This window comes from Mycobacterium gordonae (assembly GCF_002101675.1).
Lineage (GTDB): Bacteria > Actinomycetota > Actinomycetes > Mycobacteriales > Mycobacteriaceae > Mycobacterium > Mycobacterium gordonae.
The window spans coordinates 1-1247 of sequence record NZ_LQOY01000157.1 but is presented as its reverse complement, the minus strand read 5'-3'; the positions used below and the strand labels follow the sequence as shown (position 1 = coordinate 1247).

General features: G+C 67.3%; 1 protein-coding gene. It reads left to right on the top strand.

Translation table 11 applies throughout. From position 1 onward, the window contains the following. On the top strand, positions 1–1247 hold a 1247-nt coding region (locus AWC08_RS22850; RefSeq protein ID WP_085088191.1), incomplete at both ends, for an HNH endonuclease signature motif containing protein.

The window sequence follows — 1247 nt, the reverse complement described above, 5'->3', positions numbered from 1 at the left end:
GGACTCGAAGCGTACGCGGATCGCCTGTGCGCGTTGACGTTTGAGAAGCCCGGCACCCCAGAGTTGTTGGGGAGCATGGAATGCATGTACCGGGTGGTGCGCAAGCTGCGGGTGCCCGGGCACGCCCTGATCAATCAACTCCGCACCCAGGCCACCAACGAAGAGTTGGGCGGCACGCTGGGCCAGGCATTGGCCGACCGACTGCGGATCACCAAATCCGACGCCGACCGGCTGATCGGCGAAGCCGCCGATCTGGGACCACGCCGCGCCCTGACCGGCGAACCGCTGGCCCCGGTGTTGACCGCGACCGCCGCCGCGCAACGCCGCGGACACATCAGCGACGGCAATGTGGCGGTGATCCGCAAGTTCTTCGCCACACTGCCCGACACCGTCGATGCCGCCACCCGCGAATACGCCGAAGCGCAACTGGCCCTGGCCGCGACCGGGTTTCGCCCCGACGAACTCACCGAATACGCCCAGGTCCTCAAAGACTGCCTCAAACCCGACGGCGACTTCCAACCCGACCAGCCTGAACAGACCCGCAAACGCGGCATCACCCTCGGCAAACAACAACCCGACGGCATGTCAGAGATCCGCGGACACATCACCCCCGAATTCCGCGCCACCCTCGAACCCGTGATCGCCAAACTCGGCGCCCCCGGCATGTGCAACCCCGACGACGACACCCCCGTCATCGACGGACGCGCCCCCGCCGACGCGGTCGACCGCGACACCCGCACCGCGGCCCAGCGCAACCACGACGCCCTCAACACCGCCCTACGGACGCTGCTGAAATCCGCAAAACTGGGCCAACACCACGGACTGCCCACCTCGATCATCCTCACCACCACCCTGGCCGAACTCGAAGCCGGCGCCGGCCGAGCCCTGACCGCCGGAGGCACCCTGCTGCCCATGCGCGACGTCCTGCGCCTGGCCACCCCGGCGCATCACTACCTGGCCATCTTCGACAAAGACAAAACCCTGGCCCTCTACCACGGCAAACGCCTAGCCTCCCCCGAACAACGCCTCGCACTCCTAGCCAGAGACCGCGGCTGCACCCGACCCGGCTGCACCGTGCCCGGCTACTGGACCCAGGTCCACCACCTCGAAGGCTGGATCGCCAAACGCCGCACCCACATCGACGAACTCACCCTGGCCTGCGCACCCGACAACAGAATGGTCGAACTGCGCAAATACATCACCCGCAGAAACGCCCACGGCCACACCGAATGGCACCCACCCGCCCA